Annotated in this window: 21 protein-coding genes and 1 riboswitch; of the genes, 4 read left to right on the forward strand and 17 right to left on the reverse strand. The window is 72.2% G+C overall.

Features of this window, described 5'->3' with window-relative positions:
* Positions 1–895: 895 nt before the first annotated feature.
* The 5 genes from lysX to ACIBCT_RS18395 all read right to left on the reverse strand — a co-directional run bounded on the left by lysX (position 896) and on the right by ACIBCT_RS18395 (position 8,063).
* Complete coding sequence (lysX, locus tag ACIBCT_RS18375) at positions 896–2,404, reverse strand: bifunctional lysylphosphatidylglycerol synthetase/lysine--tRNA ligase LysX (RefSeq protein WP_399189915.1); 1,509 nt, start codon at positions 2,402–2,404, stop codon at positions 896–898.
* A 97-nt stretch (positions 2,405–2,501) separates the two neighbouring features.
* Positions 2,502–3,284 (reverse strand): type III pantothenate kinase, encoded by a 783-nt coding sequence (locus ACIBCT_RS18380; protein WP_399189917.1) that lies wholly within the window; start codon positions 3,282–3,284, stop codon positions 2,502–2,504.
* The gene (locus tag ACIBCT_RS18385; RefSeq protein WP_399189919.1) at positions 3,284–5,959 is read right to left on the reverse strand and encodes an L-aspartate oxidase; all 2,676 of its coding nucleotides are present in this window, start codon (positions 5,957–5,959) and stop codon (positions 3,284–3,286) included. The genes ACIBCT_RS18380 and ACIBCT_RS18385 overlap by 1 nt, the downstream gene beginning before the upstream one ends.
* A gap of 271 nt (positions 5,960–6,230) precedes the next feature.
* The gene (gene panC, locus ACIBCT_RS18390; RefSeq protein ID WP_399190037.1) at positions 6,231–7,079 is read right to left on the reverse strand and encodes a pantoate--beta-alanine ligase; all 849 of its coding nucleotides are present in this window, start codon (positions 7,077–7,079) and stop codon (positions 6,231–6,233) included.
* A 93-nt stretch (positions 7,080–7,172) separates the two neighbouring features.
* On the reverse strand, positions 7,173–8,063 hold the full coding sequence (locus ACIBCT_RS18395; RefSeq protein WP_344892961.1) for a DUF2520 domain-containing protein: 891 nt from the start codon (positions 8,061–8,063) through the stop codon (positions 7,173–7,175).
* 318 nt (positions 8,064–8,381) lie between these two features.
* Between ACIBCT_RS18395 and ACIBCT_RS18400 the strand changes: the two genes are divergently transcribed.
* A complete protein-coding gene (locus ACIBCT_RS18400) occupies positions 8,382–9,350 on the forward strand; it encodes an SAM-dependent methyltransferase (protein ID WP_399189921.1) in 969 nt (322 codons plus the stop codon).
* A 53-nt stretch (positions 9,351–9,403) separates the two neighbouring features.
* On the opposite strand, the gene ACIBCT_RS18405 is transcribed toward ACIBCT_RS18400, so the two are convergent.
* On the reverse strand, positions 9,404–10,603 hold the full coding sequence (locus ACIBCT_RS18405) for a cytochrome P450 (protein ID WP_399189923.1): 1,200 nt from the start codon (positions 10,601–10,603) through the stop codon (positions 9,404–9,406).
* A 125-nt stretch (positions 10,604–10,728) separates the two neighbouring features.
* Positions 10,729–11,649: a TerC family protein gene (locus ACIBCT_RS18410; RefSeq protein WP_399189925.1), complete on the reverse strand. Its 921-nt coding sequence runs from the start codon at positions 11,647–11,649 to the stop codon at positions 10,729–10,731.
* A 200-nt stretch (positions 11,650–11,849) separates the two neighbouring features.
* Positions 11,850–11,965: riboswitch (SAM riboswitch) on the forward strand.
* A 54-nt stretch (positions 11,966–12,019) separates the two neighbouring features.
* Between ACIBCT_RS18410 and ACIBCT_RS18415 the strand changes: the two genes are divergently transcribed.
* Genes ACIBCT_RS18415 through ACIBCT_RS18425 form a run of 3 tightly spaced genes read left to right on the forward strand, consistent with a single transcriptional unit; the run spans position 12,020 to position 15,839 of the window.
* Positions 12,020–13,348: an aminotransferase class V-fold PLP-dependent enzyme gene (locus tag ACIBCT_RS18415; protein ID WP_399189927.1), complete on the forward strand. Its 1,329-nt coding sequence runs from the start codon at positions 12,020–12,022 to the stop codon at positions 13,346–13,348.
* A 17-nt stretch (positions 13,349–13,365) separates the two neighbouring features.
* Positions 13,366–14,562: an NADH-quinone oxidoreductase subunit D gene (locus ACIBCT_RS18420; protein ID WP_399189929.1), complete on the forward strand. Its 1,197-nt coding sequence runs from the start codon at positions 13,366–13,368 to the stop codon at positions 14,560–14,562.
* Between the two features lie 17 nt (positions 14,563–14,579).
* Positions 14,580–15,839, forward strand: coding sequence for an acyltransferase family protein (locus ACIBCT_RS18425; protein WP_399189931.1), 1,260 nt, complete (start codon positions 14,580–14,582; stop codon positions 15,837–15,839).
* A gap of 111 nt (positions 15,840–15,950) precedes the next feature.
* Here the strand turns inward: ACIBCT_RS18425 and ACIBCT_RS18430 are convergent, their stop codons facing one another.
* The 10 genes from ACIBCT_RS18430 to ACIBCT_RS18475 form a co-directional block, all read right to left on the reverse strand.
* Positions 15,951–16,403, reverse strand: a complete 453-nt coding sequence (locus ACIBCT_RS18430; RefSeq protein WP_399189933.1) for a DUF3180 domain-containing protein — start codon at positions 16,401–16,403, stop codon at positions 15,951–15,953.
* Positions 16,400–16,897, reverse strand: coding sequence for a 2-amino-4-hydroxy-6-hydroxymethyldihydropteridine diphosphokinase (gene folK, locus ACIBCT_RS18435; protein WP_399189935.1), 498 nt, complete (start codon positions 16,895–16,897; stop codon positions 16,400–16,402). The genes ACIBCT_RS18430 and folK overlap by 4 nt, the downstream gene beginning before the upstream one ends.
* Positions 16,894–17,256, reverse strand: a complete 363-nt coding sequence (gene folB, locus ACIBCT_RS18440) for a dihydroneopterin aldolase (protein ID WP_399190039.1) — start codon at positions 17,254–17,256, stop codon at positions 16,894–16,896. The genes folK and folB overlap by 4 nt, the downstream gene beginning before the upstream one ends.
* A 287-nt stretch (positions 17,257–17,543) precedes the next feature.
* Positions 17,544–17,984 (reverse strand): nuclear transport factor 2 family protein, encoded by a 441-nt coding sequence (locus tag ACIBCT_RS18445; protein ID WP_344892943.1) that lies wholly within the window; start codon positions 17,982–17,984, stop codon positions 17,544–17,546.
* The gene (gene folP, locus ACIBCT_RS18450; RefSeq protein ID WP_399189937.1) at positions 17,981–18,832 is read right to left on the reverse strand and encodes a dihydropteroate synthase; all 852 of its coding nucleotides are present in this window, start codon (positions 18,830–18,832) and stop codon (positions 17,981–17,983) included. Before folP ends, ACIBCT_RS18445 begins: the two co-directional genes overlap by 4 nt.
* Before the next feature lie 309 nt (positions 18,833–19,141).
* Complete coding sequence (folE, locus tag ACIBCT_RS18455) at positions 19,142–19,726, reverse strand: GTP cyclohydrolase I FolE (RefSeq protein WP_399189939.1); 585 nt, start codon at positions 19,724–19,726, stop codon at positions 19,142–19,144.
* Positions 19,727–19,728: 2 nt separating this feature from the next.
* Complete coding sequence (gene ftsH / locus ACIBCT_RS18460; RefSeq protein ID WP_344892937.1) at positions 19,729–21,738, reverse strand: ATP-dependent zinc metalloprotease FtsH; 2,010 nt, start codon at positions 21,736–21,738, stop codon at positions 19,729–19,731.
* A 297-nt stretch (positions 21,739–22,035) separates the two neighbouring features.
* Positions 22,036–22,593 (reverse strand): hypoxanthine phosphoribosyltransferase, encoded by a 558-nt coding sequence (gene hpt / locus ACIBCT_RS18465; protein WP_344892935.1) that lies wholly within the window; start codon positions 22,591–22,593, stop codon positions 22,036–22,038.
* 11 nt (positions 22,594–22,604) lie between these two features.
* Positions 22,605–23,618 (reverse strand): tRNA lysidine(34) synthetase TilS, encoded by a 1,014-nt coding sequence (gene tilS, locus ACIBCT_RS18470; protein WP_399189942.1) that lies wholly within the window; start codon positions 23,616–23,618, stop codon positions 22,605–22,607.
* A 105-nt stretch (positions 23,619–23,723) separates the two neighbouring features.
* The gene (locus ACIBCT_RS18475; RefSeq protein WP_399189944.1) at positions 23,724–24,815 is read right to left on the reverse strand and encodes a zinc-dependent metalloprotease; all 1,092 of its coding nucleotides are present in this window, start codon (positions 24,813–24,815) and stop codon (positions 23,724–23,726) included.
* Positions 24,816–24,865: the final 50 nt, after the last annotated feature.

The following is a 24,865-nucleotide window of genomic DNA, read 5'->3' on the forward strand; positions in this document are numbered from 1 at the left end:
ACCATGAATGAATACCGCCCGCCAGGAACGGTAAACGCCTTGTTCAAAGGTCGTCAAGTTCCGCCCTTCATGGCGTTGCCGCACTATTGACATAGCAGGCCATACGTGAAGTACTCATGATATGTCAGCGCCTTTGCGGTTAAGTCATGATCTGCCTCGGGCGTGGACCCGTAACCGTCCCCTGGCTGCGGCGACCGGCATCTTCACAGAACAAGATTTTGCCGGATCGGCAGGTCCTGCGGCCCTCCGGACGCCGGGTTCGCGACGCGCGTACAGGCCCGTATTTTTCGGGAAATCGGCCCCTGTTCCGCCGGTGCGGCGGTGGTCACGTCCCTCGCCGCCTTGACGGCGTGACGTAAAAACCATGAAATGGTGGGCCACCTCGGCTCTTTGCGGCATTTGCGGAGTTTCATGCACGGCCATCCGCATGCCGTAATATCGGGCGTGCTGGAAAGGGAGTTTCTACACCATGCGGAAACTCGTCCGCATGGCACGAAGGGACGCGAGCACCGCCGTTTCCGGGGGCCGGGATCCTGCCCTTCCGCTCCCGGCTCCCCCGCGCCTTACGGGCACACCTCCGGCCGCGGGAGCGTGGCCGCCGCCGATGCGCGACGCCCGGCCGGTGGGTCGCCGTCCGGGCCGTGTCGCCCCGTTCCGCACCCCTGGAGCCCGGATGATCGACGGGAGGCCCGGGGCGCCGTGGCGCCGGGGATGCCGTGGGTGCCTTGGGTGCCGTCCGAGGGCCCGAAGGCGCGCTTCCGCCCGGGCGCGGCACAGCGCCCGGCCGGGGACATGATCGTGCTCCGGGCGGTGGTACCGGACCCGGCCGTGGTCGGGCCCGGTACCACCGCCCGGCGGGGACGTCGTCTCGCGTGACCCGGTGGCCGCGCGTCGGTCAGGCCCGGCCCGACGGCTTGACCAGCGGGAACAGGATGGTCTCGCGGATGTTCCTGCCGGTGAAGGCCATGATGAGGCGGTCGATGCCCAGCCCCATGCCACCGGTGGGCGGCATGCCATATTCCAGGGCGGTGAGGAAGTCCTCGTCAAGCTGCATCGCCTCGACGTCGCCGCCCGCGGCGAGCAGGGACTGCTCGGTGAGACGACGGCGCTGCTCGATCGGATCGTTCAGCTCCGAGTAGCCGGTGCCGAGCTCGGTGCCGAACCCGATCAGGTCCCACTTCTCGGTGAGGAGCGGGTTGTCGCGGTGGTTGCGGGCCAGCGGGGAGGTCTCCAGGGGATAGTCCATGACGAACGTGGGCTGGACGAGCGTGTGCTCGACGAGAGCCTCGAAGATCTCCTGGACGAGCTTGCCCTGACCCCACGCGGCGTCCCAGTGGATCTCCCGCGCGTCCGCGAGGGCGCGGACGCGCTCCAGCGGCGTCGCGGTCGTGACCTCCTCGCCCAGCGCCTCGGAGACCGACCCGTAGAGGGTGATCCGCGGCCACTTGGCCAGGCCCAGATCGATCTCCTGACCGTCGTGGACGACCACGGAGTGACCCAGCGCGGCCACCACCGCCTTCTGGATCATCCGCTGGGTCAGGTCCGCGATGTCGTTGTAGTCGAGATAGGTCCCGTACGCCTCGAGCATGGTGAACTCGGGGTTGTGGGTGGAGTCCGCGCCCTCGTTGCGGAAGTTGCGGTTGATCTCGAAGACCTTCTCGATCCCGCCGACCACGAGCCGCTTGAGGTAGAGCTCGATCGCGATGCGGAGGTAGAGCTCCATGTCGTAGGCGTTGATGTGGGTCTTGAAGGGCCGGGCCGTGGCTCCGCCGTGGATCGGCTGGAGCATCGGCGTCTCGACCTCCAGGTAGCCCTCCTCGTGCCAGAAGTCGCGGACCGACCGCACCACGGCGCTGCGGGTGTGCGCCAGCTTCCTGGCCTCGTCGTTGACGATGAGGTCGACGTAGCGCTGGCGGACCCGCGCCTCCGGGTCGGTCAGGCCCGCGTGCTTCTCCGGCAGCGGCCTCAGGCACTTGGAGGTGATCACCCAGCGGTCGGCGAGGATGGACAGCTCGCCCCTGCGCGAGGTGATGACCTCGCCCTCGACGCCCACGTGGTCGCCGAGGTCGACGTCGCGCTTCCACGCGGCCAGCGACTCCTCGCCCACCCGGTCCAGGGAGATCATGACCTGGAGGTCGCCGGAGCCGTCCCGCAGGGTGGCGAAGCAGAGCTTGCCGCCGGTCCGGGACAGCATCACCCGCCCGGTGACGCCCACCCTGTCGCCCGTCGCGGTGTCAGCGGAGAGATCGGCGTATTTGCCGCGGATCTCGGCGTTGGTCGCGGTACGCGGGAAGTTCACCGGATAGGGGTCGACGCCCTCGGAGCGGAGGCGGTCGAACTTCTCCCGGCGCACGCGCATCTGCTCGGGCAGGTCCTCGGCGGGGTTGGTCACGTCATCGGTCACAGTTCCAAAGGGTACCGATGCGGCGAACCCCGCGAGGTCACCCACCGTGCCCGCCGCCCGCCCGGGTCGCGCCCTCCGGGCGGGCCCGCGGGACGGCTCAGGCGGTGTTGCGGTGGTAGATCAGGCGCAGGCCGATCAGCGTGAGCCACGGCTCGTGCATGTCGATCGAGCGCGCCTCGCTCACCACGAGCGGCGCCGCGCTGCCGGTGGCCACCACCGTGACCTCGTCGGGGTCGTCGGCCAGCTCGGCCGCCATCCGCTCGACGATCCCGTCCACCTGCCCGGCGAAGCCGTAGATGATGCCCGCCTGGAGCGCCTCCACGGTGTTCTTGGCGATCACCGACCTGGGGCGGATCAGCTCCACCTTGTGCAGCTGCGCCCCGGCCGCGGCCAGCGCGTCCACCGAGATCTCGATGCCGGGGGCGGTCACCGCGCCCACGTACTCGCCCTTGGCCGAGACCGCGTCGAAGGAGGTGGCGGTCCCGAAGTCGACGATCACGCACGGCCCGCCGTAGAGCTGGATGGCCGCCAGCGCGTTGACGATGCGGTCGCTGCCGACCTCCTTGGGGTTGTCCATCCGGACCGGGACCCCGGTGCGGACGCCTGGCTCCACGATGACCGCGTTCACGTCCCCGTAGTAGCGGCGGCACATCTCGCGCATCTCGTTCAGGACCGAGGGGACGGTCGAGCAGATCGCGATGCCGTTGACGTCGGCGCCCTTGAGCAGCGGCGACTGCCCGAGCAGTCCCTGCAGCACGACGGCGATCTCGTCCGCCGTGCGCCGGGCGTCCGTGGCGATCCGCCAGTGCTCGATGACGTCCTCGCCCTCGAAGAGGCCGAGAACGGTGTGCGTGTTGCCGACGTCGATGGCGAGCAGCATCAATTCCCCCGAAGGTCCAAGGCGATGTCCAGTGCCGGCGCCGAGTGCGTGAGCGCGCCCACGGCAAGGTAGTCAACACCCGTCTCGGCCACATCACGAGCCGTTTGCAGGGTCAGCCCGCCGCTGGACTCCAGCCGCGCCCTGCCGTCCACCAGCCGCACGGCCCGCGCCAGCTCCTCGACGGTGAAGTTGTCCAACAGGATCTCCTCGGCTCCCTCGGCCAGCACGGGCTCGATCTGGTCGATCCGGTCGACCTCGACCTCGATCGGCAGGCCGGGGCAGGCGTCACGGACCGCCCGGAACGCCTCGGCGACCCCGCCCGCGGCCACCACGTGATTGTCCTTGATCAGCGCCGCGTCCGAAAGGGACATGCGGTGATTGACCCCTCCGCCGCACCGCACCGCGTACTTCTCCAGGGCGCGCAGGCCGGGCAGCGTCTTGCGGCTGTCCCTGATCGCGGCCCCGGTCCCCTCGACGGCGCGGACCCAGCGTCCGGTCAGGGTCGCCACGCCGGACAGGTGGGTGAGCAGGTTGAGCGCGGTGCGCTCGGCGGTCAGCAGGTCCCGGGTGGGGCCGGTGACGGTCATCAGCACGTCGCCCGCGGTGACGCTCTCGCCGTCCTTGATCCTGCGCTCGGCCGTCAGGCGGCCCCGGCTGAGGTGACAGAAGGCCGCCTCGGCCACGGCCAGCCCGGCCACCACGCCGCCCGCGCGGGCCACCACGTCGGCGGTGTCGGTACGGTCGGCGGGGATGGTGGCCAGGCTGGTGACGTCACCGCCCTGCCGCACGTCCTCGGCCTCGGCGGTCTCCAGGAGGGCGGTCACCGCCGACGGGTCCAGCCCCGCCTCGGCGAGGTCGGCCTCCACCCTGGCCGGCAGCGTCGTCTCGCGCCGCCCGTGGGGTACGTACGTCATGCTCGGTCCCTCCGCTGTCAGGGTCACGTCGAGGTGGCCCAGCCATTCGGCGTCGTCACGTTCGGAAAAGTCCTCGCGCCAGTGCGACCCCCGGGTCTCCTGGCGGTGCCGGGCCGCCTCCACCAGTACGGAGGCGACCGTCAGCAGGTTGGTGGTCTCCCACGACTCGGTGCACGGCCCGACCGCCACCGGGGTCCACCGGACGTTCAGCAGGGCCCTGGCGACCTCTCCCAGGGACTCCCGGCTGCGCAGCACGCTCGCCCCCCGGCTCATGTGCCCCTGGATCCTGGTACGGGCCCTGGGGTCGATCAGGCCGAAGGGGCGGTCGTCGGGGACCGGCACGCCCGCCACAGCGTCCACGGCGTTCCTGGAGCCCTCGGCGTCCACGGCGGGCGCGGCGGGCGCGGCGTCCATGGGGTCCGCGCCCCTTCCAGGCGACGCGGCGGCCGTGGCCTTCGCGGTGGCCGCGGTGGCCGCGGCGGACGGGCCGCGGCCGGTCGCCGCGGCGTGGACGTCGGCGGCGATCCGCGCGGCGAAGACCAGCCCCTCCAGCAGGGAGTTGGAGGCCAGCCGGTTGGCGCCGTGCACGCCGGTGCACGCGACCTCGCCGCACGCGTACAGGCCGGGGACGCTGGTGCGGCCGTGCAGGTCGGTACGGACGCCGCCGCTGGCGTAGTGGGCGGCGGGGGCGACCGGGACGAGGCCGGTGACCGGGTCGATGCCGTGCTCCCGGCAGACCGCGTGGATCGTCGGGAAGCGGGTGCGCCACTTCTCCTCGCCGAAGTGGCGGGCGTCGAGGTACACGTGGTCGGCGCCGGTGGCGCGCATCCGCCGCATGATCGCCTTGGCCACCACGTCGCGGGGGGCGAGATCGGCCAGCTCGTGGACGTCCCGCATGAACCGGACGCCGTCGGCGTCGACCAGCACCGCGCCCTCGCCCCTGACCGCCTCGGAGATCAGCGGCTGCTGGCCGGTGGAGTCCTCGCCGAGCCAGAGCACGGTGGGGTGGAACTGGACGAACTCCAGGTCCCTGACCACGGCACCGGCGCGCAGCGCGAGCGCCACCCCGTCCCCGGTGGAGACGACCGGGTTGGTGGTGGCGGCGTAGACCTGCCCCATGCCGCCGGTGGCCAGCACCACGGCCCCGGCGGTGACCGCGCCCACCCCGTCGCGCTCTCCCTCGCCCATGACGTGCAGGGTCACCCCTGCGGCGTGGCCGCGCGCGTCCTTGAGGAGGTCGAGGACGAGCGCGTGCTCGATCACCTCGATCCCCGACTCTCCGACGGCCTGCACCAGCGCCCTCTGCACCTCGGCGCCGGTGGCGTCGCCGCCCGCGTGCACGATGCGGTCGCGCCGGTGGCCGCCCTCCCGGGTGAGCTGGAGCGCGCCGGAGGCGTCGGTGTCGAACCGGGCGCCCGTCGCGATCAGGTCGCGCAGCGCGTCCGGCCCCTCGGTCACCAGGACCCGTACGGCCTCCTCGTCGCAGAGGCCCACCCCGGCGACGAGCGTGTCGGACAGGTGCTCGGCCGGGGTGTCGGCGGGGTCGAGCACGGCGGCGATGCCGCCCTGGGCCCAGCGGGTGGAACCGGACGACAGGACGTCCTTGGTGACGACCAGGACCTTCGCCCCGGGGGCCAGGCCGGCGTAGCGCAAAGCCAGGGTGAGACCCGCGATGCCGGAGCCCACCACGACCACGTCCGCCTGGACCGTCCAGCCCGGAGCGGGCGCGGTCAACCTCTGGGGGATGGCCGGGATGCTCATTGCCGCCTCCTCGCGGGGGTTCATAGAGGCCGTTCATTTCGTCACTCTGACGATAACGTGGGGTCCGGGGCGGCCTCACCCCGGGGTGGGCATCGCGCGGCCGGCGCCGATCCCGGGCGCGCCCTGGCCGGTCCCGGCCACGGTCACCGCCCCGTCGGCCCCGACCCCGGGATCATGTTCCCTGGATCATGAGACCCGCCCCGGCCGCGGGCATCGCGCGGCCGGCCCCGCCCCGGGGACCACGAGACCGCCCCGGCCGCGGGCGCCCCGGTCAGCCCAGGGTGAGCGTGACGTTGTCGATCAGCCTGGTGGACCCCACCCGTGCCGCCACCGCCAGGATCGCCTCGCCCGCGTGGTCGTCGCCGACCTCCGCGAACGTCGCCGGATCGACCAGGACCAGGTAGTCCAGGGCCAGCGACGGCTCGGCGTCCAGCACCGCGCGGGCGGCACCGCGGACCCGCGGCGCCGTACGCTCCGCCGACCCCTCGGCCAGCGCCCTGGACAGGGCCAGCGCCACCTGGCGGTCCCGCGGCGACAGGTAGCGGTTGCGGCTGGACAGCGCCAGCCCGTCCGGCTCGCGGACCGTGGGCGCCCCCACGACGGTGACCGGCACGTTCAGGTCGGCGACCATCCGGCGGATCATCGCGAGCTGCTGGGCGTCCTTCTGCCCGAACACCGCCACGTCCGGCCGGACCAGGTTGAACAGCTTCAGCACCACGGTCAGCACCCCGTCGAGGTGGCCGGGCCGGAACTCCCCCTCGACGATCGACCCCATCGCCCCCGCGGAGACGCCGACCTGCCTGCCGGGCGGGTACATCTCCTCGGCGGAGGGGGCGAAGACGATCCCCACCCCCTCGGCCCTGCAGATCTCCAGGTCGGCCTCGAACGTACGGGGATAGCGGGAGAAGTCCTCGGCGGGACCGAACTGGAGCGGGTTCACGAAGATGCTCACCGCCACCTGGTCCGCCCGCTCGCGCGCCAGCCGGACGAGGGAGCGGTGCCCCTCGTGCAGCGCGCCCATGGTGGGCACGAGCGCCAGCGTGCCCGCGCCGGAGAGGGCGCCCGCGCCGATCCCCAGGGTCTCGCGCGCCTTGACCAGTCCTGCGCGGTCCTCCACCACGATCACTGCGACCTCCGGGGGTGACGCTCCGGCTCCCTGGCCGGAGGGGGGGTGACGTCTGCGAAACGGCCGCTCGCGGGCCTCAGGTCCATGTCAGGTCCACGTGTTGCCGCCCAGCGCGTCCAGCAGGCGCTCGGCGGCCTCGGGCTTGAGCAGCCCGGCCGCCAGGGCCCGGTCGGCGGTGAGCCTGGCCAGCGCCACGTAGGCGTCCGCCGCCTCGGGGGCGGCGAGGATCAGCGCGTCCACGTGCCTGCGGACGGTCCCGGCGTCGCCGCGCACCACCGGCCCGGTCAGCCCGGCGATGCCGAGCCTCAGCACGTTCTCCAGGGCCGCGCCGAGCAGCGGGCCGAGCATCCGGCCCGGCTGCTCCACGCCGATCCGTCCCAGCAGTTCGGAGGACTCCGCGATGAGCGTCACCATGTGGTTGGCCGCCCCGGCCAGGGCCGCGTGGTACAGCGGCCGGTCCTCGTCGGCGATCCAGACCGGCTCGCCCTCCATCTCGATGACCAGGGCCTCGGCCACCGCGCGGAGCGGGTCGGGCGCGGTCACCCCGTAGGAGATGCCGGTCAGGCGGCGCAGGTCGTCGTCGCGGCCGGTGAAGGTCATCACCGGGTGCAGCGCCAGCGGCAGCGCCCCGGCCTTGATCGCCGGGTTCAGCACCGCCAGCCCGTACGCGCCGCTGGTGTGGGCCACCAGCTTGCCCCGCAGGTCGGCGCCGGTGCCCACCAGGCCGGAGACCAGGTCGGGCAGTACGTCGTCGGGGACCGTCAGCAGGACCAGGTCAGCGCCGGCCACCACGTCCTCGGGCCGGACCGGGACGAGCCCGAGCCGCTCGACCGCCCGCTCCCTGGAGGCGTCCGAGACGCCGCTCGCCGCGACGACCCGGTGCCCCGCCCTGACCAGCGCGGCACCGAGCGCCGAACCGACCCTGCCCGCTCCGACCACTCCGACGGCCAGGCGTGCCGGGCGATCGACTGCGTCCATGACGTCCCGTCCTTCGACCATGTGGGGGCTCCGTGCCCGATTGACCAGCGTAACGGGCCGTGCCGTGGTGACCGCCTCAAGGCGCTCGTTCGGTCCCGGCGGCGAGGTTCCCCCACAAGAGTGCCAAACCGGATCTCCGGCGGGGCGCCGGGACCCGCGGAAGGTATCGCGGTGACGGGAACCGGACGACCGGGGACGCGCCGACGCGGCCTCGTCCGCCGCCACGCGGGCCGGTGACAGAATGCGGTCATGTGTTCACTCCAATCGTCGGCACGAGTCGATCTCGTCCCCCCGCCCCGCCGGGTAGCGTCTGAGGACGTGTGGCTCACCTGGCGCGCCGCGATGGAGCATGCGCTCTACGGCGAGAGCGGTTTCTACCTCCGGGAGCGTCCCTCGGGTCACTTCCGTACCTCGGTCGGCGTCTCCCCGGTGTTCGCCGAGGCCGTGCTGCGCGAGCTGGTCGCGGTCGACGAGGAGCTCGGCGGCCCCGAGGCGCTCGACCTGGTCGACATCGGCGCGGGCGAGGGCGTTCTGGCGACCGGCGTGCTCGCCGCGGCCCCGGCCTCGCTGCGGCGGAGGCTGAGGGTGACCGCGGTCGAGCTGGCGCCCCGCCCCCCGGCGCTGCCCGAGGAGATCGTCTGGGCCAGGGCCGCGCCGGACGGGATCTGCGGCCTGGTGATCGCCAACGAGTGGCTGGACAACATCCCGGTCGACATCGTCGAGCAGACGGCCACCGGGCCCCGGCTGGTGCTGGTCAACGTCATCGACGGCGAGGAGCGGCTGGGCGGCAGGCCGGGCGAGGCCGATCTCGCCTGGCTGGACCGCTGGTGGCCGATGCGGGTCACCGGTGAGCGGGCCGAGATCGGCAGGCCGCGCGACCGGGCCTGGGCGTCGGTGATCGTGCGCCTGGCCCGTGGCCGGGCGATCGCGATCGACTACGCCCACTCGGCGGACGACCGGCCGCCCTACGGCACGCTGGCCGGGTACCGCGACGGGTCGACGGTGGCGCCGGTGCCCGACGGGTCCTGCGACATCACCGCCCACGTGGCGCTGGACGCCTGCGCGGCCGCCGGCGAGAGCGCCGGGGCCGTCACCACGGCGCTGACCACGCAGCGCCGGGCGCTGCGCGCCCTCGGTGTCACCGGACGGCGCCCACCGGCCGAGCAGGCCGGCCGCGACCCGCGCGGCTACCTGCGGGCCCTCGCCAGGTCCTCGGAGGAGGCCGAGCTCATCGCGCCCGGCGGGCTCGGCGGGTTCGGCTGGCTCTCCCAGACCCGCCACGCCTGAGACGGTGAGCACCGGGGCCTCCGAACCCGTCGGCGTACGACCGCGAAACCGGTTCAGATCCGTACGTCGAGTGAGGTCAGGCCCCGGATGACGTAGCCCGGCCCCCAGGTGGGTTCGGCGACCGGCTCCATCCTCGGTGCCCTGCGCAGCAGCGTGCCGAACGACTCGATCAGCTCGATCCTGGCCAGCGGCGCGCCCAGGCAGAAGTGGATGCCCGCGCCGAAGGAGATGTGCGGGTTGTCGGCCCGGCCCACGTCGAGGCGGCCGGGGTCGGCGAAGACCTCGGGATCGCGGTTGGCGGAGCCGAACAGCAGGGCCACCTCGGCACCCCTGGGGATGTCGACCCCGCCCACCGAGACGTCCTCCAGCACCCAGCGCTCGAACATCTGCAGCGGCGTGTCCCAGCGCATCAGCTCCTCGATCGCGGTGGGCAGCAGCCCCGGATCGGCGCGGAGCCGCTCCAGCTCGGCCGGGTTGCGGAAGAGCGCCCACCAGCCGTTGCCGGTGACGTTGACGGTCGCCTCGTGCCCGGCGTTGAGCAGCAGCACGCAGGTGCCGACCAGCTCCTCCTCGGTGAGCCTGTCGCCCTCGTCGGCCACCAGGGCGAGCGCGCTGATCAGGTCGTCACCGGGGTCGGCCCGCCGGGCGCGGGCCAGGTCGACGAGGTAGGCGGAGAACTCCTCGGCCGCCCGTACGGCCGCGTGCTGGGCCTCGACGGACGGCCGCAGCTCGTACATGCCGCAGATCCGGGCCGACCAGGGCCGGAGCAGGTGCCGGTCCGCCTCGGGCACGCCGAGCATCTCGGCGATCACGGCGACCGGGAGCGGCTCGGCCACCTCGGCGATCAGGTCCCCGCCACCGCGCTCGACGAAGTCGTCGACCAGCCGTCCGGCCATCCGGGCGACCTTGGGCCGGAGCGCCTCGACCATGCGCGGCGTGAACGCCTTCGACACCAGCCGCCTGAGCCGGGTGTGCACGGGCGGCTCGACGTCGAGCATGCCCGCTCTGATCACCCGCCAGAAGGGGTCCTGGAACTCGGGGTCGTCCGGCCTGCCGAACTCGGCGTGGGTGGCCACGTGCAGGTAGGAGCGGCCGAGCCTGCGGTCGCGCAGCAGCGCGTTGACGTCGGCGTGCCGGGCGACGAGCCACTGGCCGGTCGGCTCGAAGAAATCGACCGGCCGCTCCCGTCGCAGTTCGTCGTAGGCGTCGTACGGGTGGGCGACGAATTCCGGATTCCAGGGATCAAAGCGCACGTGAGCATCGTAATCCCCCACCTGGAGACCGGGCCGGTCCCCCGATACCACCGGCCCGGTCTCACCCGCCCCGCTCACCCGGCTGCGCTCACCCGGGCGGCCGTCCACCGGCCGCCCGCCCGGCTTCACGCGGGACGATCCGTCCCGTCCGGTCGCGCGTCGGTCCCGGTCCCGGCTCCGGTCACGGTCCCGGACCCGGTTCCCGTCCCGGCTCCGGAATGCGTACCGGCCTCCGCCGCGGACTCCGGGTGTCCCCGCGTCCCGGACACGGCCGGCTCGCCCTCCCGCGAGGAGGCGTCCGGCTCGGCCTGGTAGCGGGAGTGCAGCTCGACCGGCTTCTGTGCCGTCTTGCGGCGCATCCGGATGTTCAGCAGCTCCACCAGCAGCGAGAAGGCCATCGCGAAGTAGATGTAGCCCTTGGGGATGTGCTGCTCGAAGCCCTCGGCGATCAGCACGACGCCGATCAGCACCAGGAAGGACAGCGCGAGCATCTTGATGCTCGGGTGCTGGTCCACGAAGCGGCTGATCGGACCGGAGGCGAACAGCATCACCAGGACCGCGACGATGACGGCCGCGATCATGACGCCCAGCTCGTCCACCATGCCGACCGCGGTGATCACCGAGTCGAGCGAGAAGACGATGTCGAGGATCATGATCTGAATGATCACGGAGGCGTAGGAGGAGGCCATCCTGCCCCCGCCGTGGCCTGAGTCGCCCTCCAGGCTGCCGTGCATCTCGTGGACGCTCTTGGCCAGCAGGAACAGGCCGCCCAGTATCAGGATCAGATCCCGCCCGGATATCCCCTGCCCGAACACCTCGAAGAACGGCTCGGTGAGCCTGACCACCCACGCGAGCGCCACCAGCAGGGCGAGGCGGCTGAGCAGGGCCACGAGGAGACCCAGCCTGCGCGCCCGGTCCCGCTGCTCGGGAGGGAGCCTGCTCACCAGGATCGAGATGAAGATGATGTTGTCGATCCCCAGCACGATCTCCAGAGCGACAAGGGTGAAGAACCCTATCCATATCTCCGGGTTGGTCACCCAGTCCATTGCTTCCTCCTTTGTCGGCCCGCGGGGGAACAGAGCCGGCCGGCGGCCAGAACGGTTCTTCGGCTGACTCCCAGGACGACCGGGAGCCTCCAGGAGTTCCTTGCGGGCCCTTCCGTGTCGAAAGTCACCCCAGGTGCCGACTCGCGGCGCGTGCCCGGACTTGCGAAAGGGCGGCGGCCGTCGGTTATAGTTCCCCCGTAGGTCATGAGTGCCAGTGACAAGCCCCGGCTCGCTGGCCGGCAACCCTCGCGTCCGCGGCGGGGTGCCCCGGGTGAGGACCTGGTCCGGCACGAGGTGTGCCGGGCAAGCGCGGGCTTCGGGTGCCTATGTCTCATGGGTCGAGGTCCGATGACCTCGAAGGAGCACCGGCATGTCCACCCTGACGATCTTCGCCTCCACCACCGCTTCCGCCACGGACGCCCCCACGGCCCACGCGGGCGCCACCCCGGCGGCTCCGGCCACCGCGACCGGCGGACGGCCGATCCCCGCCGTGCTCGGCTCGGACCTGGAGGTCCCGGTGAAGGGCGGCAGGCTCGTCCGCTACGCCAACCTCGACTACGCCGCCAGCGCCCCCTGTCTGGAGCCGGTCAGCGCCGCCGTCGCCGCCGCGCTCCCGGCCTACTCCAGCGTCCACCGCGGCGCCGGGTACGCGTCCCAGCTGACCACGGCCCGCTACGAGCAGGCCCGGCACACGGTGCGCGCCTTCGTCGGAGCCCGCCCGCACGACTCGGTGATCTTCACCCGCAACACCACCGACGCGACCAACCTGCTGGCCCGGAGCCTGCCCGAGGGGACCACCGCGGTGGTCTTCGACACCGAGCACCACGCCTCGCTGCTGCCCTGGGACCGCGCGGTGCGGCTGCCGGTGCCGGCGTTCCCCGGCGAGGCCGTCCGCGCCGCCGACGAGGCCCTGTCCTCGATCGAGGGCCCGGCGCTGCTGGTGGTGACCGCCGCCTCCAACGTCACCGGCGAGCTCTGGCCGATCGCCGCGCTGGCCCACATCGCGCACCGCTACGGCGCGCGCATCCTGGTCGACGCCGCGCAGCTCGTCCCGCACCGCCGCCTCAACCTGACCGCGCTCGACCTGGACTACGTGGTCTTCTCCGGCCACAAGCTCTACGCCCCCTTCGGCACGGGCGCGCTGGTCGGCCGCTCCGACTGGCTGGCCGACGCCGAGCCGTACCTGCGGGGCGGTGGCGCGGTGAGGGCCGTCACCGACGACGGGGCCGAGTGGCACGACGACCCCGAGGCCCGGCACGAGGCCGGCACCCCGAACGTGCTGGGCGCCGTCGCCCTGGCCGCGGCCTGCGACGCCCTGTCCGCCACCGGCTGGACCCCGCTGATCCGCGAGGAGGAGCGCCTGCTCACCCGGCTGCGCGCGGGCCTGGCCTCGATCCCCGGCGTGCACGAGCTCTCCCTGTGGGGCCCGGACCACCCGCGCGTCGGCATCGTCTCCTTCGTGGTGGACGGCCTCACCGCCCGCGAGGTCGCCGAGACCCTCTCGGGTGACCACGGCATCGGCGTCCGCGACGGCAAGTTCTGCGCCCACCCCTTCGTCCGCCACCTGCTGGGCGCCAAGGACGGCGGCTGCGACGACGTCACCGCCTCGGCGGTACGCGCCTCCATCGGCATCGGCACGACCGAGGAGCACGTGGACCGGCTGATCGGCGCCCTGCGGGATCTTGCCTCGCGCCCGTGACGTGACAGCATGGACCCATGACCGAACCTCGTGCCGAAGGCGCTCCCCGTGAGCTGAGCGTGGGGATGGGGGCGGGGGCCGCCGCCGTGGGCGGCGCGCACGGCAAGGAACTCGCGACCGAGGACATGATCCTCAACATCGGGCCGCAGCACCCCTCCACGCACGGCGTGCTGCGGTTGCGGCTCACCCTGGACGGGGAGCGGATCGGCTCGGCCGAGCCGATCGTGGGCTACATGCACCGGGGCGCGGAGAAGCTGTTCGAGGTGCGCGACTACCGGCAGATCATCGTGCTGGCCAACCGGCACGACTGGCTGTCGGCGTTCGCCAACGAGCTGGGCGTCGTGCTCGCGGTGGAGCGGATGCTCGGCATGGAGGTGCCGGTCAGGGCGGTCTGGACGCGCACCCTGCTGGCCGAGCTCAACCGGGTGCTCAGCCACCTGATGTTCCTCGGCTCCTACCCGCTGGAGCTCGGCGCGATCACGCCGGTCTTCTACGCGTTCCGGGAGCGCGAGACCCTGCAGGCCGTGATGGAGGAGATCTCCGGCGGGCGCATGCACTACATGTTCAACCGGGTCGGGGGCCTCAAGGAGGAGCTGCCCGAGGGGTGGACGGGCCGGGTCTCGACGGCCGTGGCCGACGTGCGCCGGAGACTGCCCGACATCGAGGACCTGATCGCCGGGAACGAGATCTTCCTCGCCCGTACCCGCGGGGTGGGCGTCCTGGACCGAGAGACGATCATGCAGTACGGCGTGAGCGGCCCGATCGCCCGCGCCTCCGGCGTCGACATGGACCTGCGCAGGGACGAGCCCTACCTCGCCTACGGCGAGCTGCCGGTGAAGGTCGTCACTCGCTCGGCCGGGGACTGCCACGCCCGGTTCGAGGTGCTGCTGGAGCAGGTGAAGGTGTCCCTGGAGCTGGCCGACGCCTGCGTCGAGCGGCTCCGCGACCTGCCCCCGGGGCCGATCAACCAGCGCCTGCCCAAGGTGCTCAAGGTCCCCGAGGGCCACACCTACGCGTGGACGGAGAACCCGCTCGGCGTCAACGGCTACTACCTGGTCTCGCGCGGGGAGAAGACGCCGTGGCGGTTGAAGCTCCGCTCGGCCTCCTTCAACAACGTCCAGGTGCTCCGCGAGCTGCTCCCGGGTCATCTGGTGCCCGACATGGTCGCCATCCTGGGCTCGATGTTCTTCGTCGTCGGCGACATCGACAAGTGAGGGACGGCCCGGAACACATGATCGAACCCGCCCGGGACGGGGAGCGGACGAGCTCCCCCTCGGACACCCCCGGCCCTCCCGCGGACGCCCCGGACTCCCCCGGCACCCACGGCTCCCCCGACACCTCCGGCTCTCCCGCGGACATGCCCGCCGGCACCGCGGGCGCCTCCGGCCCCGCCACCCCGCAGGACCGGCCCCCCCTGCGGCGGGACCGGTACGTCGACTGGCTGCGCGCGGTCAGCCTGGTCGTCGTGGTGGTCTGGCACTGGGCGTTCACCATCCTGGAGTGGGGACCGGACGGCCCCTCGCCGACGAGCCCGCTGGGCTTCACCTCGGGCCTGTGGATCCTGACCTGGCTGCTGCAGGTGCTGCCGCTCTTCTTCTACGTGGGCGGGCACGTCCACCTGCTGTCGTGGAACCGCGCCCGCGAGCGCGGGGTCGGCATCGGCGCCTTCGTGTGGCGGCGCATCCGCAGCCTCGCGATCCCGGCACTGGCGCTGGCCGGGACCTGGGCCGTGCTGGGCGCGTTCGTGACGTGGGCGTTCGGCATCGGCTGGATGGACCGCGTGGTGCTGCTCGTCATCAGCCCGCTCTGGTTCATCGGCGTCTACCTCGTGCTGATCGCCCTGCTCCCGGTCGCGCTCTGGCTGCACCGGCGCTACGACGTGCTGGCGCTGATCTGGTTGGCGGGGGCGGCCCTCGTCGTCGACGTGCTGCGGCTGCGCTACGGGTACGAGGCCGCGGGCTGGCTCAACATGATCATCGTCTGGGGGCTGGCCCACCAGGCCGGGTTCTTCTACGACCGGGTGGTGGCGCTGCCCCGACGCTTCGACGCGGCGATCCTGTGGACCGGGCTGTTCTCCCTGTTCGGCCTGGTCTACTCGGGGATCTACCCGGGCTCGATGGTGGGCGTGCCCGGCGACAAGCTCTCCAACATGGCGCCGCCCACGTTCGTCATCGTGGCACTGCTGATCTTCCAGATCGGCCTGGTGGAGGTGGTGAGGCCGTCCATGGAGCGCCTCCTCGCCCGCCCCCGGTGGCAGGGCGTGAACGAGACCGTCAACCGGTTCGCGCTCCCGCTGTTCCTCTTCCACACCACGGGCATGGCGATCTGGGTGGCGCTGACCTGGTGGCTGGCGGGCGGCAGGCCGGCCGCCCTGGTCCGGCCCGACCTGTCCTGGTGGCTGGAGCGGCCCCTGGCCGTCGCCGGGGCGCTGGTGTGCACGCTCCCGGTCATCATGCTCTTCGGGCGCAGATGGGCCGCGAGACGGCACTAGCGGCCCCGCCGTCGCCTCCGCGGCCGGTTCCCGGCACCCGTACCGGGCCCGCCGGGACGCGCCGGCGGTCGCGGGCGGGGGACCCGGTGCCCCCGTGCCCCGGTGCCCGCGTCAGCGCTCGTCGTCGGAGGGGTCCTTGGGCACCTTGCAGCAGTGCTCCAGGTACAGGGCCGCGCAGACCAGCAGCACGCAGGCCAGCGTCGACCCGCCGGTGATGAAGAAGTCCCGGCGGGGAACCTCCTGGTCCAGCAGCGTGGCCGTGTAGAAGGCGAACCCGGCGAAGATCCCCCCGAAGACCGCCCCGCCGTACGCGGACGCCTTGGCCAGCGCCGCCAGGCGGGCCACGGCCAGGGGCTCGACGGGCTCGGTGCCGGGCCTGCGCCCGATCCTGGCCTTGGTCATCCACCCGCTGTAGAACTCCCCGACCGCCAGCAGCAGCACCGTCGGGATCGCCGTCCACGGCACGGTCGGCAGCTCCGAGTAGAACCGCCTGACGAGCGCCCAGGTGAGGATCGCGAACACGGCGACGAGCCCGGCGAGGACGCCGGGACGGGTGGGCCTCACACGGGCCTGCCCAGGACGAGGTCGGTGCGCGGCCGTACGTACGCCTGGTCCAGGCCGGCCAGCAGGTCGGCCACCCGCCGCCCGGACAGGACGGCGCCGGGGTCGGCCCGTACCCACGGGACCAGCACGAAGGCGCGCTCGTGCGCCCGGGGATGCGGCAGGGTGAGGTCGGGGTCGTCCATCACGACGTCCCCCACGGTGATCAGATCGACGTCCAGGGTGCGCGCTCCCCAGCGCTCCACCCGGACCCGGCCGAAGGCGTTCTCCACACTCTGAGCACGATCGAGCAGGCTCCGGGGTTCCAGCCCGCTGTCGGCGATCACCACCGCGTTGAGGTAGGCGCCCTGTTCGGGGCCGCCGACCGGGTCGGTCTCGTAGACCGGTGAGACCGCGACGAAGGTGAGGTCCGGGCCGGCGAAGAGCGCGTCGACGGCGCCCCGCAGGGTGGCGAACCGGTCGCCCAGGTTGCTGCCGAGCGCCAGGACCACCCTCATGCCCGGCTCCGGGTGATCGTCACGACCACGTCGTCGAACGGCAGCGGGATCGGCGCGGACGGCTTGTGCACGCTCACCTCGGCCGCCAGGACGGGCTCGCGGGCCAGGCAGACGTCGGCCAGCCGCTGCGCCAGGGTCTCGATCAGGTCGACCGGCTCGCCCTCCACGACCCGTACCAGCTCCTCGGCGAGCTCGCCGTAGTGGACGGTCCTGGAGAGGTCGTCGGTGGCCGCGGCGGGCGCCGTGTCGAGGAAGAGCGTCACGTCGACGACGAACTCCTGGCCGAGCTCCCGTTCCGCCGCCAGCACGCCGTGCCGCCCGCGGGCCCGCAGTCCCCTGACGCTGACCCGGTCGGCCACCGGCCCCGCTCCGGCCGTCCCGTACGGCCCCCGCCGTGCCGGGTCGCGGACGGGGTCGCCGAACACGTCGCGGCCCGGGTCCCGCAGGGGGTCGCCGAACGGGTCGGCGGGCGGGTCCGGGAACAGGCCGTCGACCGGGTCCCCGATCAGCTCGCTGACCCCGTCGTGGATCCGCAGCGGCTCCCGGTCGTGGGCCGGGTCGTGGGCCCCGTCACCGGCCCCCTCGCCGGCTCTGCCCCCGGCAGGAGGGAGATCGCCCTCACCGGGCCGTCCGCCGGCGCGCTCGCTCACGCGTCCTCCTCGTCCTCGTCCTCGTCGTCGCCCTGCAGCACGGGGGAACCGTGGTGCAGCCAGAGCCGCCACCCCGCCGACGTCCGCACGAAGGTGTTGCTCGCCACCACCTTGCCCGCGGCGAAGCTGGAATCACCTTCGTCGCCCGCGGTGAGGATGTTCTCCTCACAGGTGAGGACGGCGACGTCGCCGAGGACCATGACGCGGACGTCGGTCAGCACGAACTGGATGTAGGGCGTGTTGGCCATGATGAGCGCCCAGGAGCGCAGCACCTCCTGGCGGCCGTTCACGATCGGCCAGCCCGGATGCACGCAGCTGATCTGCTCGCCCTCGATGTCCTCGGCCCAGATCTCGGTCATCCGGTCCAGGTCGGCGTTCTCGATGGCGGTGTAGAACTCCTGGTTGACCGTCTCGACGGCGGTGGTGTCGACGCTCATGATCTCGCTCCCTGAACTGCGGCAGCCACACGGACGGCGTCCGCGTTCGGACGGACGTCGTGCACGCGCACGCACCACGCCCCCGCCTGCGCGGCGAGCGCGGTCACGGCGAGGGTGGCGTCGTCACTACGGTCGAAAGGGCGGGGCGTGCCGTCCGGGGCCGCCAGCAGGCGTCCCAGGAAGCGTTTGCGCGACGCCCCGACGATGAGCGGGTACCCCAGCTCGGCGAGACGGTCGACGCCCGCGATCAGCGCCCAGTTGTGCTCGGGGTTCTTGGAGAAGCCCAGCCCGGGGTCGAGCACGATCTGCTCCTCGCCCACCCCCTCGGCCAGCACCGAGGCGACCCGCTTGGCCAGCTCCTCGCGCACCTCGGTCACCACGTCGCCGTACACGGCCCGGCGGTCCATGGCGTGGCTGTGCCCCCGCCAGTGCATCACCACGTACGGCACGCCCGAGGCCGCGACCACCCGGGGCATCTCCGGGTCGGCCAGCCCGCCGCTGACGTCGTTGACCAGCCTCGCCCCGGCCTCCACGGCCATCTGGGCGACCTCGGCCCGCATCGTGTCGACGCTGACGACGACGCCCTGGCGGCTCAGCTCGCGGATGACGGGCCCGACCCTGGCCAGCTCCTCCTCCAGGGGCACCCGCGCGGCACCGGGCCTGGTGGACTCGCCGCCCACGTCGACGATGTCGGCGCCCTGCTCGACCAGATCCAGGCCGTGGCGTACGGCCTCCTCGGGGTCGAACCACCGGCCGCCGTCGGAGAAGGAGTCGGGAGTCACGTTGACCACGCCCATCACGAGGCACCGGCCCGCGTCCGGCAGCCCGGGCACACTCCACGTAGTCATGCGGACAAGCCTAGGCGTTGTCCGCCGCCCGCCTGTGTCGTGGGTCCGGCTTGCGCCATAACGAATCCGCACACCCGCCGCGGAACGTGCCACCCCCGGGCGTTCCCGGACGCGGGGGTGACGAGACGGCGCCGCTCCCGGACGGGCGCGCAGAGTGACAAGAGGCCCCGCTCCCGGACGGGCGCGCAGGGTGACGAGAGGCGCTTTTCCCGGACGGGCGCGCAGGATGACGAGACGCCGCCGCTCCCGGACGGGCGCGCGGGGCGAGGTCCGGGAGCGGCGGCGACGATGATCGGAGAGGTGAGGCGGTCAGCGGATGATCAGGGCCATCGCCTCGGCGCGGGTCTTGTCGCTGCTGCGGAAGTCCCCGCGGACGGCCGAGGTGATCGTCTTGGCACCGGGCTTGCGGACGCCCCGCATGGTCATGCAGAGGTGCTCGCACTCGATCACGACGATCACCCCGCGCGGCTCCAGCACGTTCATCAGCGCGTCGGCGATCTGCGAGGTCATCCGCTCCTGCACCTGGGGGCGCCGGGCGTAGACGTCGACCAGGCGGGCCAGCTTGGACAGGCCGGTGACCTGTCCCTTGGCGTTCGGGATGTAGCCGACGTGGGCGACGCCGTGGAACGGCACGAGGTGGTGCTCGCAGGTCGAGTAGACCTCGATGTCCCGCACGAGCACCATCTCGTCGTGATCCACGTCGAAGACCGTGGTCAGCACGTCCTCGGGCGTCTGTCCCAGTCCGGCGAACTGCTCGGCGTACGCGCGGGCCACCCGGGCCGGGGTCTGCTGGAGGCCGTCCCGGTCGGGATCCTCACCGATGGCGATGAGGATCTCCCGGACGGCGTTCTCCAGCCGGACCGTGTCGACCTGGAGCGGCTTGACGCCTCCCACGGTCAGTTCCCGTCCCTGGGCACCGAGTCGGAGTGACCCGTTCCCGCGGGCAGGGCGCCGTTGCCGCCGGCCACCTGCTCGCCCGCCGGGAGCGAGCCGTTGCCGGACTGCTCCTTGCGGGTCAGGATCGGCGGGCGGTTGGAGGGCAGCCGCTTGCCGTAGCCGGAGTAGGAGGGACGCTTCTCCTTGATCACGACCGGGGCGAAGATCTCCAGGACCTGGCTGCGGGAGAGGGTCTCCTTCTCCATCAGCTCCAGGACCAGGTTGTCGAGCACGTCGCGGTACTCGACGAGGATGTCCCAGGCCTGGTCGTGCCCGGCCTCGATGAGGCGGCGGACCTCCTCGTCGATCGTGGAGGCGATCTTCTCGGAGTAGTCGCGCTCGTGGCCCATCTCGCGGCCCAGGAAGACCTCGCTGTTGCCGCTGCCGAACTTGCGGGCGCCGAGCTGCTCGCTCATGCCGTACTCGGTGACCATGCGGCGGGCGACGGAGGTGGCCTTCTCGATGTCGTTGGAGGCACCGGTGGTGGGCTCGTGGAAGACGAGCTCCTCGGCCGCGCGGCCGCCGAGCAGCATCGCGAGCTGGTCCAGCATCTCCGAGCGGGTCGCGAGGAACTTGTCCTCCATCGGCAGCGTCATCGTGTAACCGAGGGCGCGTCCGCGGGACAGGATCGTGATCTTGTGGACCGGGTCGGAGTTGGGCAGCGCGTGCGCGACCAGGGCGTGACCGCCCTCGTGGTACGCGATGATCTTCTTTTCCTGGTCCGACATGACCCGCGACTTGCGCTCGGGACCGGCCATCACGCGGTCGATGGACTCCTCCAGGAGCTCCATCGTGATCAGCTTCTGGTCGGCCCGCGCGGTGAGCAGCGCGGCCTCGTTGATCACGTTGGCCAGGTCGGCACCGGTGAACCCGGGCGTCCGGCGGGCGATGATGTCGAGGTCGACGCCCTCGGCGAACGGCTTGCCGCGCCCGTGCACCTTGAGGATGCCCTTGCGGCCCTCCAGGTCGGGGCGGTCGACGGTGACCTGCCGGTCGAAACGGCCCGGGCGCAGCAGCGCGGGGTCGAGGATGTCGGGCCGGTTGGTCGCGGCGATCAGGATCACGCCGCCCTTGACGTCGAAGCCGTCCATCTCGACCAGGAGCTGGTTCAGCGTCTGCTCGCGCTCGTCGTGCCCGCCGCCGAGACCGGCGCCACGGTGGCGGCCCACCGCGTCGATCTCGTCGATGAAGATGATGGCCGGGGCGTTCGCCTTGGCCTGCTCGAACAGGTCCCGGACACGCGAGGCGCCGACACCGACGAACATCTCCACGAAGTCGGAACCGGAGATGGAGTAGAACGGCACCCCGGCCTCACCGGCGACGGCCCTGGCGAGCAGGGTCTTGCCGGTTCCGGGCGGGCCGTAGAGCAGCACGCCCTTGGGGATCTTGGCGCCGATCGCCTGGAACTTGGCCGGGGCCTGCAGGAACTCCTTGATCTCCTGGAGTTCCTCGATGGCCTCGTCGGCACCCGCGACGTCGGCGAAGGTGGTCTTGGGGGTGTCCTTGGTGATGAGCTTCGCCTTCGACTTGCCGAAGTTCATGACCCGCGAGCCGCCACCCTGCATCTGGTTCATGACGAACAGGAAGATCAGCACGATGACGACGATCGGCAGGAAGCTCACCAGCAACCCGACGAGGAAGTTCTGCTGGGGCACCTCGACGTTGTACCCGCCGGGCAGCTTGTTGGCCGCCCTGGCCGCCTGCAGCCTGTCGGTGAGCTGGACGCCCTGACCGGTCACCCAGGAGGAGTAGTAGCGCTTCTTGTCGGTGAGGGTGACCTCGACGCGCTGGTCCTTGTCGATGACCTTGGCGTTGGAGACCTTGCCCTCGTCGATCCAGCTGATGATCTGGGAGGTGTCTCGCTTCTCGTAGTTGCCCTCCCCACCCAGCATGGTGGAGACGAGAAGGAGCAGTACGACGATGCCCAGGATCCACAGCAGTGGCCCACGTGTAAATCGCTTGAGATCCATCCGATGCGGAACCCCGGCGGGCCCGTCCCTTCCTGACCAGAGCCTGGCAACCCCGGGCGAACCCGGGGTTCGCGGTATCCCTAACCGCTCCAACTGACTACCCCGGAGGGGGCCACAGGCCACCTCTTCGGTCGTCCGAAGGTACACCGGCGCGACGCGCGGAGTTACCGCGCGGTCCGCACCGGCTTTGCCTTACCAACGTACGTCAGGTAGGTCCGTGTTCCCCGCCGCTATGGGCAATGTCGCGTTTGTGAATGACACTCTTCGCGCAGGGCGTACTTTTCCGCCCGCTCCGCCTCAGCCGGCCCCGTACACGTGCGGGGCGAGGGTCCCGATGAAGGGCAGGTTGCGGTAGCGCTCGGCGTAGTCGAGGCCGTAGCCGATCACGAACTCGCCGGGGATGTCGAAGCCGATGTACTTCACGTCGATCGGCACCTTCACCGCCTCGGGCTTGCGCAGCGCCGCGCAGATCTCCACCGAGGCGGGATTGCGCGACCGCAGGTTCTGCACCAGCCACGACAGGGTCAGGCCGGAGTCGATGATGTCCTCCACGACGAGCACGTGGCGTCCCGCGATGTCGGTGTCGAGGTCCTTCAGGACCCGCACCACCCCCGACGACCTGGTGCCGGCCCCGTAGGACGACACGGCCATCCAGTCCATCTGCACGGGCAGGTGCAGGGCCCTGGCGAGGTCCGCCATGACCATGACCGCGCCCTTGAGCACCCCCACCAGCAGCAGGTCCTTGCCCGCGTAGTCCTCGTCGATCCGGCCGGCGATCTCCTTGATCTTGGCTTGGAGCTCTTCCTCGGGAATCAGGACCTTCGCGAGATCCCTGCCCATGTCGGCTGCGTCCACCTGGGATTTCCTTACGAAAAGGGGCTGTCCGTCTGTCTGGCGAATATCAGGGTGTCATACCGCCGGACGACGGCCACCCCCCCGGGCACCTCTATGCGCCGCTGCCCACGCCAGGCCGTCACCAGAGTGTCGATCTGCAGGACGTGCGAGGCCGCGAGCGTGCCGGGCGGGGCGCCCGCGTCGATCACCGCCCGCCGCAGCACACGGCGGCGCACCGCCACGGGCACGCCCTCCAGCTCCGGTACGGCCACCGCCACCGCGCCGATATCGCTAAGAGCGCAATCCGGGACGGCCGAGCGGGCGTAGACCTCGTCCGCCCACGCGTCGAGCGCGTCGGCGTCGTCCCGGCACAGGTCCGCGGTCCTGGCGAGCGCCTCGGCCATCCCCGGGCCGAGCTCGTCCTCCAGGACGGGCAGCAGCCGCCTCCTGACCCGGACCCGGCTGTAGCGGGCGTCGAGGTTGTGCGGGTCCTGCCACGGGGTCAGGCCGAGCGCCGCGCAGGCGGCCACGGTCGTGACGCGGCCGAGGCCCAGCAGCGGCCTGCGGTAGATCCCGGTCAGCGCGGGCATGCCGGCCAGCGAACGGGTGCCGCTCCCCCTGGCCAGGCCGAGCAGCACGGTCTCGGCCTGGTCGTCCCTGGTGTGCGCCAGCAGCACGGCCGCGGCGCCGAGCCGCTCCGCCGCCCGTGACAGGGCCGCGTACCGTGCCTGCCGGGCCGCCGCCTCCGGCCCTCCCGAGGTGCCCACCGAGACGGTCAGCGCCTCGGCGGGATCCAGCCCCAGGCCGGGCGCGAGCCCGACCACGTCGGCCGCGCGGTCGCCGGAACCCGGCTGCAGGCCGTGATCGACGGTCAGCAGCCCGGCGCGCAGCCCGGCACGGGGCGCGACGAACCCCAGCGCGGCGGCCAGGGCCAGGGAGTCGGCGCCGCCGCTGCACGCGGCCAGCACCAGCCGCCCCGGCTCCAGGTCGCCCAGCGCGAGCCGTACGGCACGGCGGACGTCGGCGACGGCGGGATGCGGACCCATGACGGCCATTGTCCGGCCTGCGGCGGGCGGACGTGCCGCCCCGCCGGTGGGTCATGCCGGTCCGGGCGGATGTGCCGGCCGGGATCGACCGGCCGGCCCGTCCGGTCAGCCGACGGTGCCGCCCGCGGGGATGGCCGGGGTGCCGATGACCCTGGCGATCCAGCGTTCCGGAGAGGCGATCTCGGCCTGGCTCGGCAGCGTCGTCGGCGAGGTCCAGATCTTGTTGAAGCCGTCGATGCCCACCTGACCCACGACCGTGCGGACGAAGGCCGACCCCTCGGCGTACTGCTTCATCTTGAGGTCGAGGCCGAGCAGCCTGCGGACCGTGCGGTCCAGGCGGGAACCGCCCTCGCGGCGGTGGTGGAACTTGGCGCGGATGTCGGCGACCGTGGGCACCACCGAGGGGCCCACCGCGTCCATCACGTAGTCGCCGTGCCCCTCGACCAGGGTCATCACCGCGGTGAGCCGGTCGAGGATCACCTTCTGCTCGGGCGTCTGGATGGCGTCGATCAGGTTGCCCTCGCCGCCCCTGACCACGTCGGTGAACGTCCCGGCGGCCGAGCGGAGACGCTCCAGCAGGACGGGCAGGTCGATGTCGGAGGCCAGCAGGAAGTCGGTCGTCTGCGACCTGACGTACTCGCGCAGCCAGGGAACGCCGGTGAACTGCACCCGGTGGGTCTCCTCGTGCAGGCAGACCCAGAGCCGGAAGTCACGCGGGTTGACGTTGAGCTCCTGCTCGGCGTGGACGATGTTCGGCGCGACCAGGGTCAGCCGCCCGGTGGGCGCCTGGCCGGTCGGGTCCGGCGGCAGGAACAGCTCGTACTGCCCCAGCACGCGGGAGGCCAGGAAGGCCAGCACCGCGCCCACCTCGACGCCGGTGACGCGCGAGCCCACCGCGCTCACGATCGCCGGTGTCTGGTCCCTGCGGGCGGCCATCCGCTCGGTGAACGGCTCCAGCACCACCCGGAACCCCTCGACGTTGGCCTTGATCCAGCCGGGCCGGTCGACGATGGTCGCGGTCTGCGGCGCGGTCTCGGTGTCGATTCGGGTGAAGTCGCGGACGTGCCCCTCGGCCTCGCGCGAGAGTCGTCGCAGATCGGCGACTGCCTGGCGGGCCTCCTCTCGGCTCACTTGCGGCCCGGGGCGCACCAGGCGCGTTCCGGTCGCTACGGCAAGATCCCAGTCGATCACCTGCATACCGTCCACCGTACGTGCTGTCCCGTCCGGCCGCGCACCCGGAGCCCGCG

The sequence above is a fragment of the Streptosporangium sp. NPDC050855 genome, assembly GCF_044456585.1.
GTDB lineage: Bacteria > Actinomycetota > Actinomycetes > Streptosporangiales > Streptosporangiaceae > Streptosporangium > Streptosporangium longisporum.

Coding starts and splice junctions, on each gene's coding strand:
- tilS (WP_399189942.1), bottom strand. CDS start 23,618: ATGGGTCCGCATCCCGCCGTCGCCGACGTCCGCCGTGCCGTACGGCTC.
- ACIBCT_RS18395 (WP_344892961.1), bottom strand. CDS start 8,063: ATGGACGCAGTCGATCGCCCGGCACGCCTGGCCGTCGGAGTGGTCGGA.
- ACIBCT_RS18425 (WP_399189931.1), top strand. CDS start 14,580: ATGATCGAACCCGCCCGGGACGGGGAGCGGACGAGCTCCCCCTCGGAC.
- ACIBCT_RS18445 (WP_344892943.1), bottom strand. CDS start 17,984: ATGAGCGTCGACACCACCGCCGTCGAGACGGTCAACCAGGAGTTCTAC.
- folK (WP_399189935.1), bottom strand. CDS start 16,897: ATGAGGGTGGTCCTGGCGCTCGGCAGCAACCTGGGCGACCGGTTCGCC.
- ACIBCT_RS18380 (WP_399189917.1), bottom strand. CDS start 3,284: ATGCTGCTCGCCATCGACGTCGGCAACACGCACACCGTTCTCGGCCTC.
- ACIBCT_RS18420 (WP_399189929.1), top strand. CDS start 13,366: ATGACCGAACCTCGTGCCGAAGGCGCTCCCCGTGAGCTGAGCGTGGGG.
- ACIBCT_RS18410 (WP_399189925.1), bottom strand. CDS start 11,649: ATGGACTGGGTGACCAACCCGGAGATATGGATAGGGTTCTTCACCCTT.
- ACIBCT_RS18475 (WP_399189944.1), bottom strand. CDS start 24,815: ATGCAGGTGATCGACTGGGATCTTGCCGTAGCGACCGGAACGCGCCTG.
- folP (WP_399189937.1), bottom strand. CDS start 18,832: ATGACTACGTGGAGTGTGCCCGGGCTGCCGGACGCGGGCCGGTGCCTC.
- ftsH (WP_344892937.1), bottom strand. CDS start 21,738: ATGGATCTCAAGCGATTTACACGTGGGCCACTGCTGTGGATCCTGGGC.
- ACIBCT_RS18415 (WP_399189927.1), top strand. CDS start 12,020: ATGTCCACCCTGACGATCTTCGCCTCCACCACCGCTTCCGCCACGGAC.
- ACIBCT_RS18385 (WP_399189919.1), bottom strand. CDS start 5,959: ATGAGCATCCCGGCCATCCCCCAGAGGTTGACCGCGCCCGCTCCGGGC.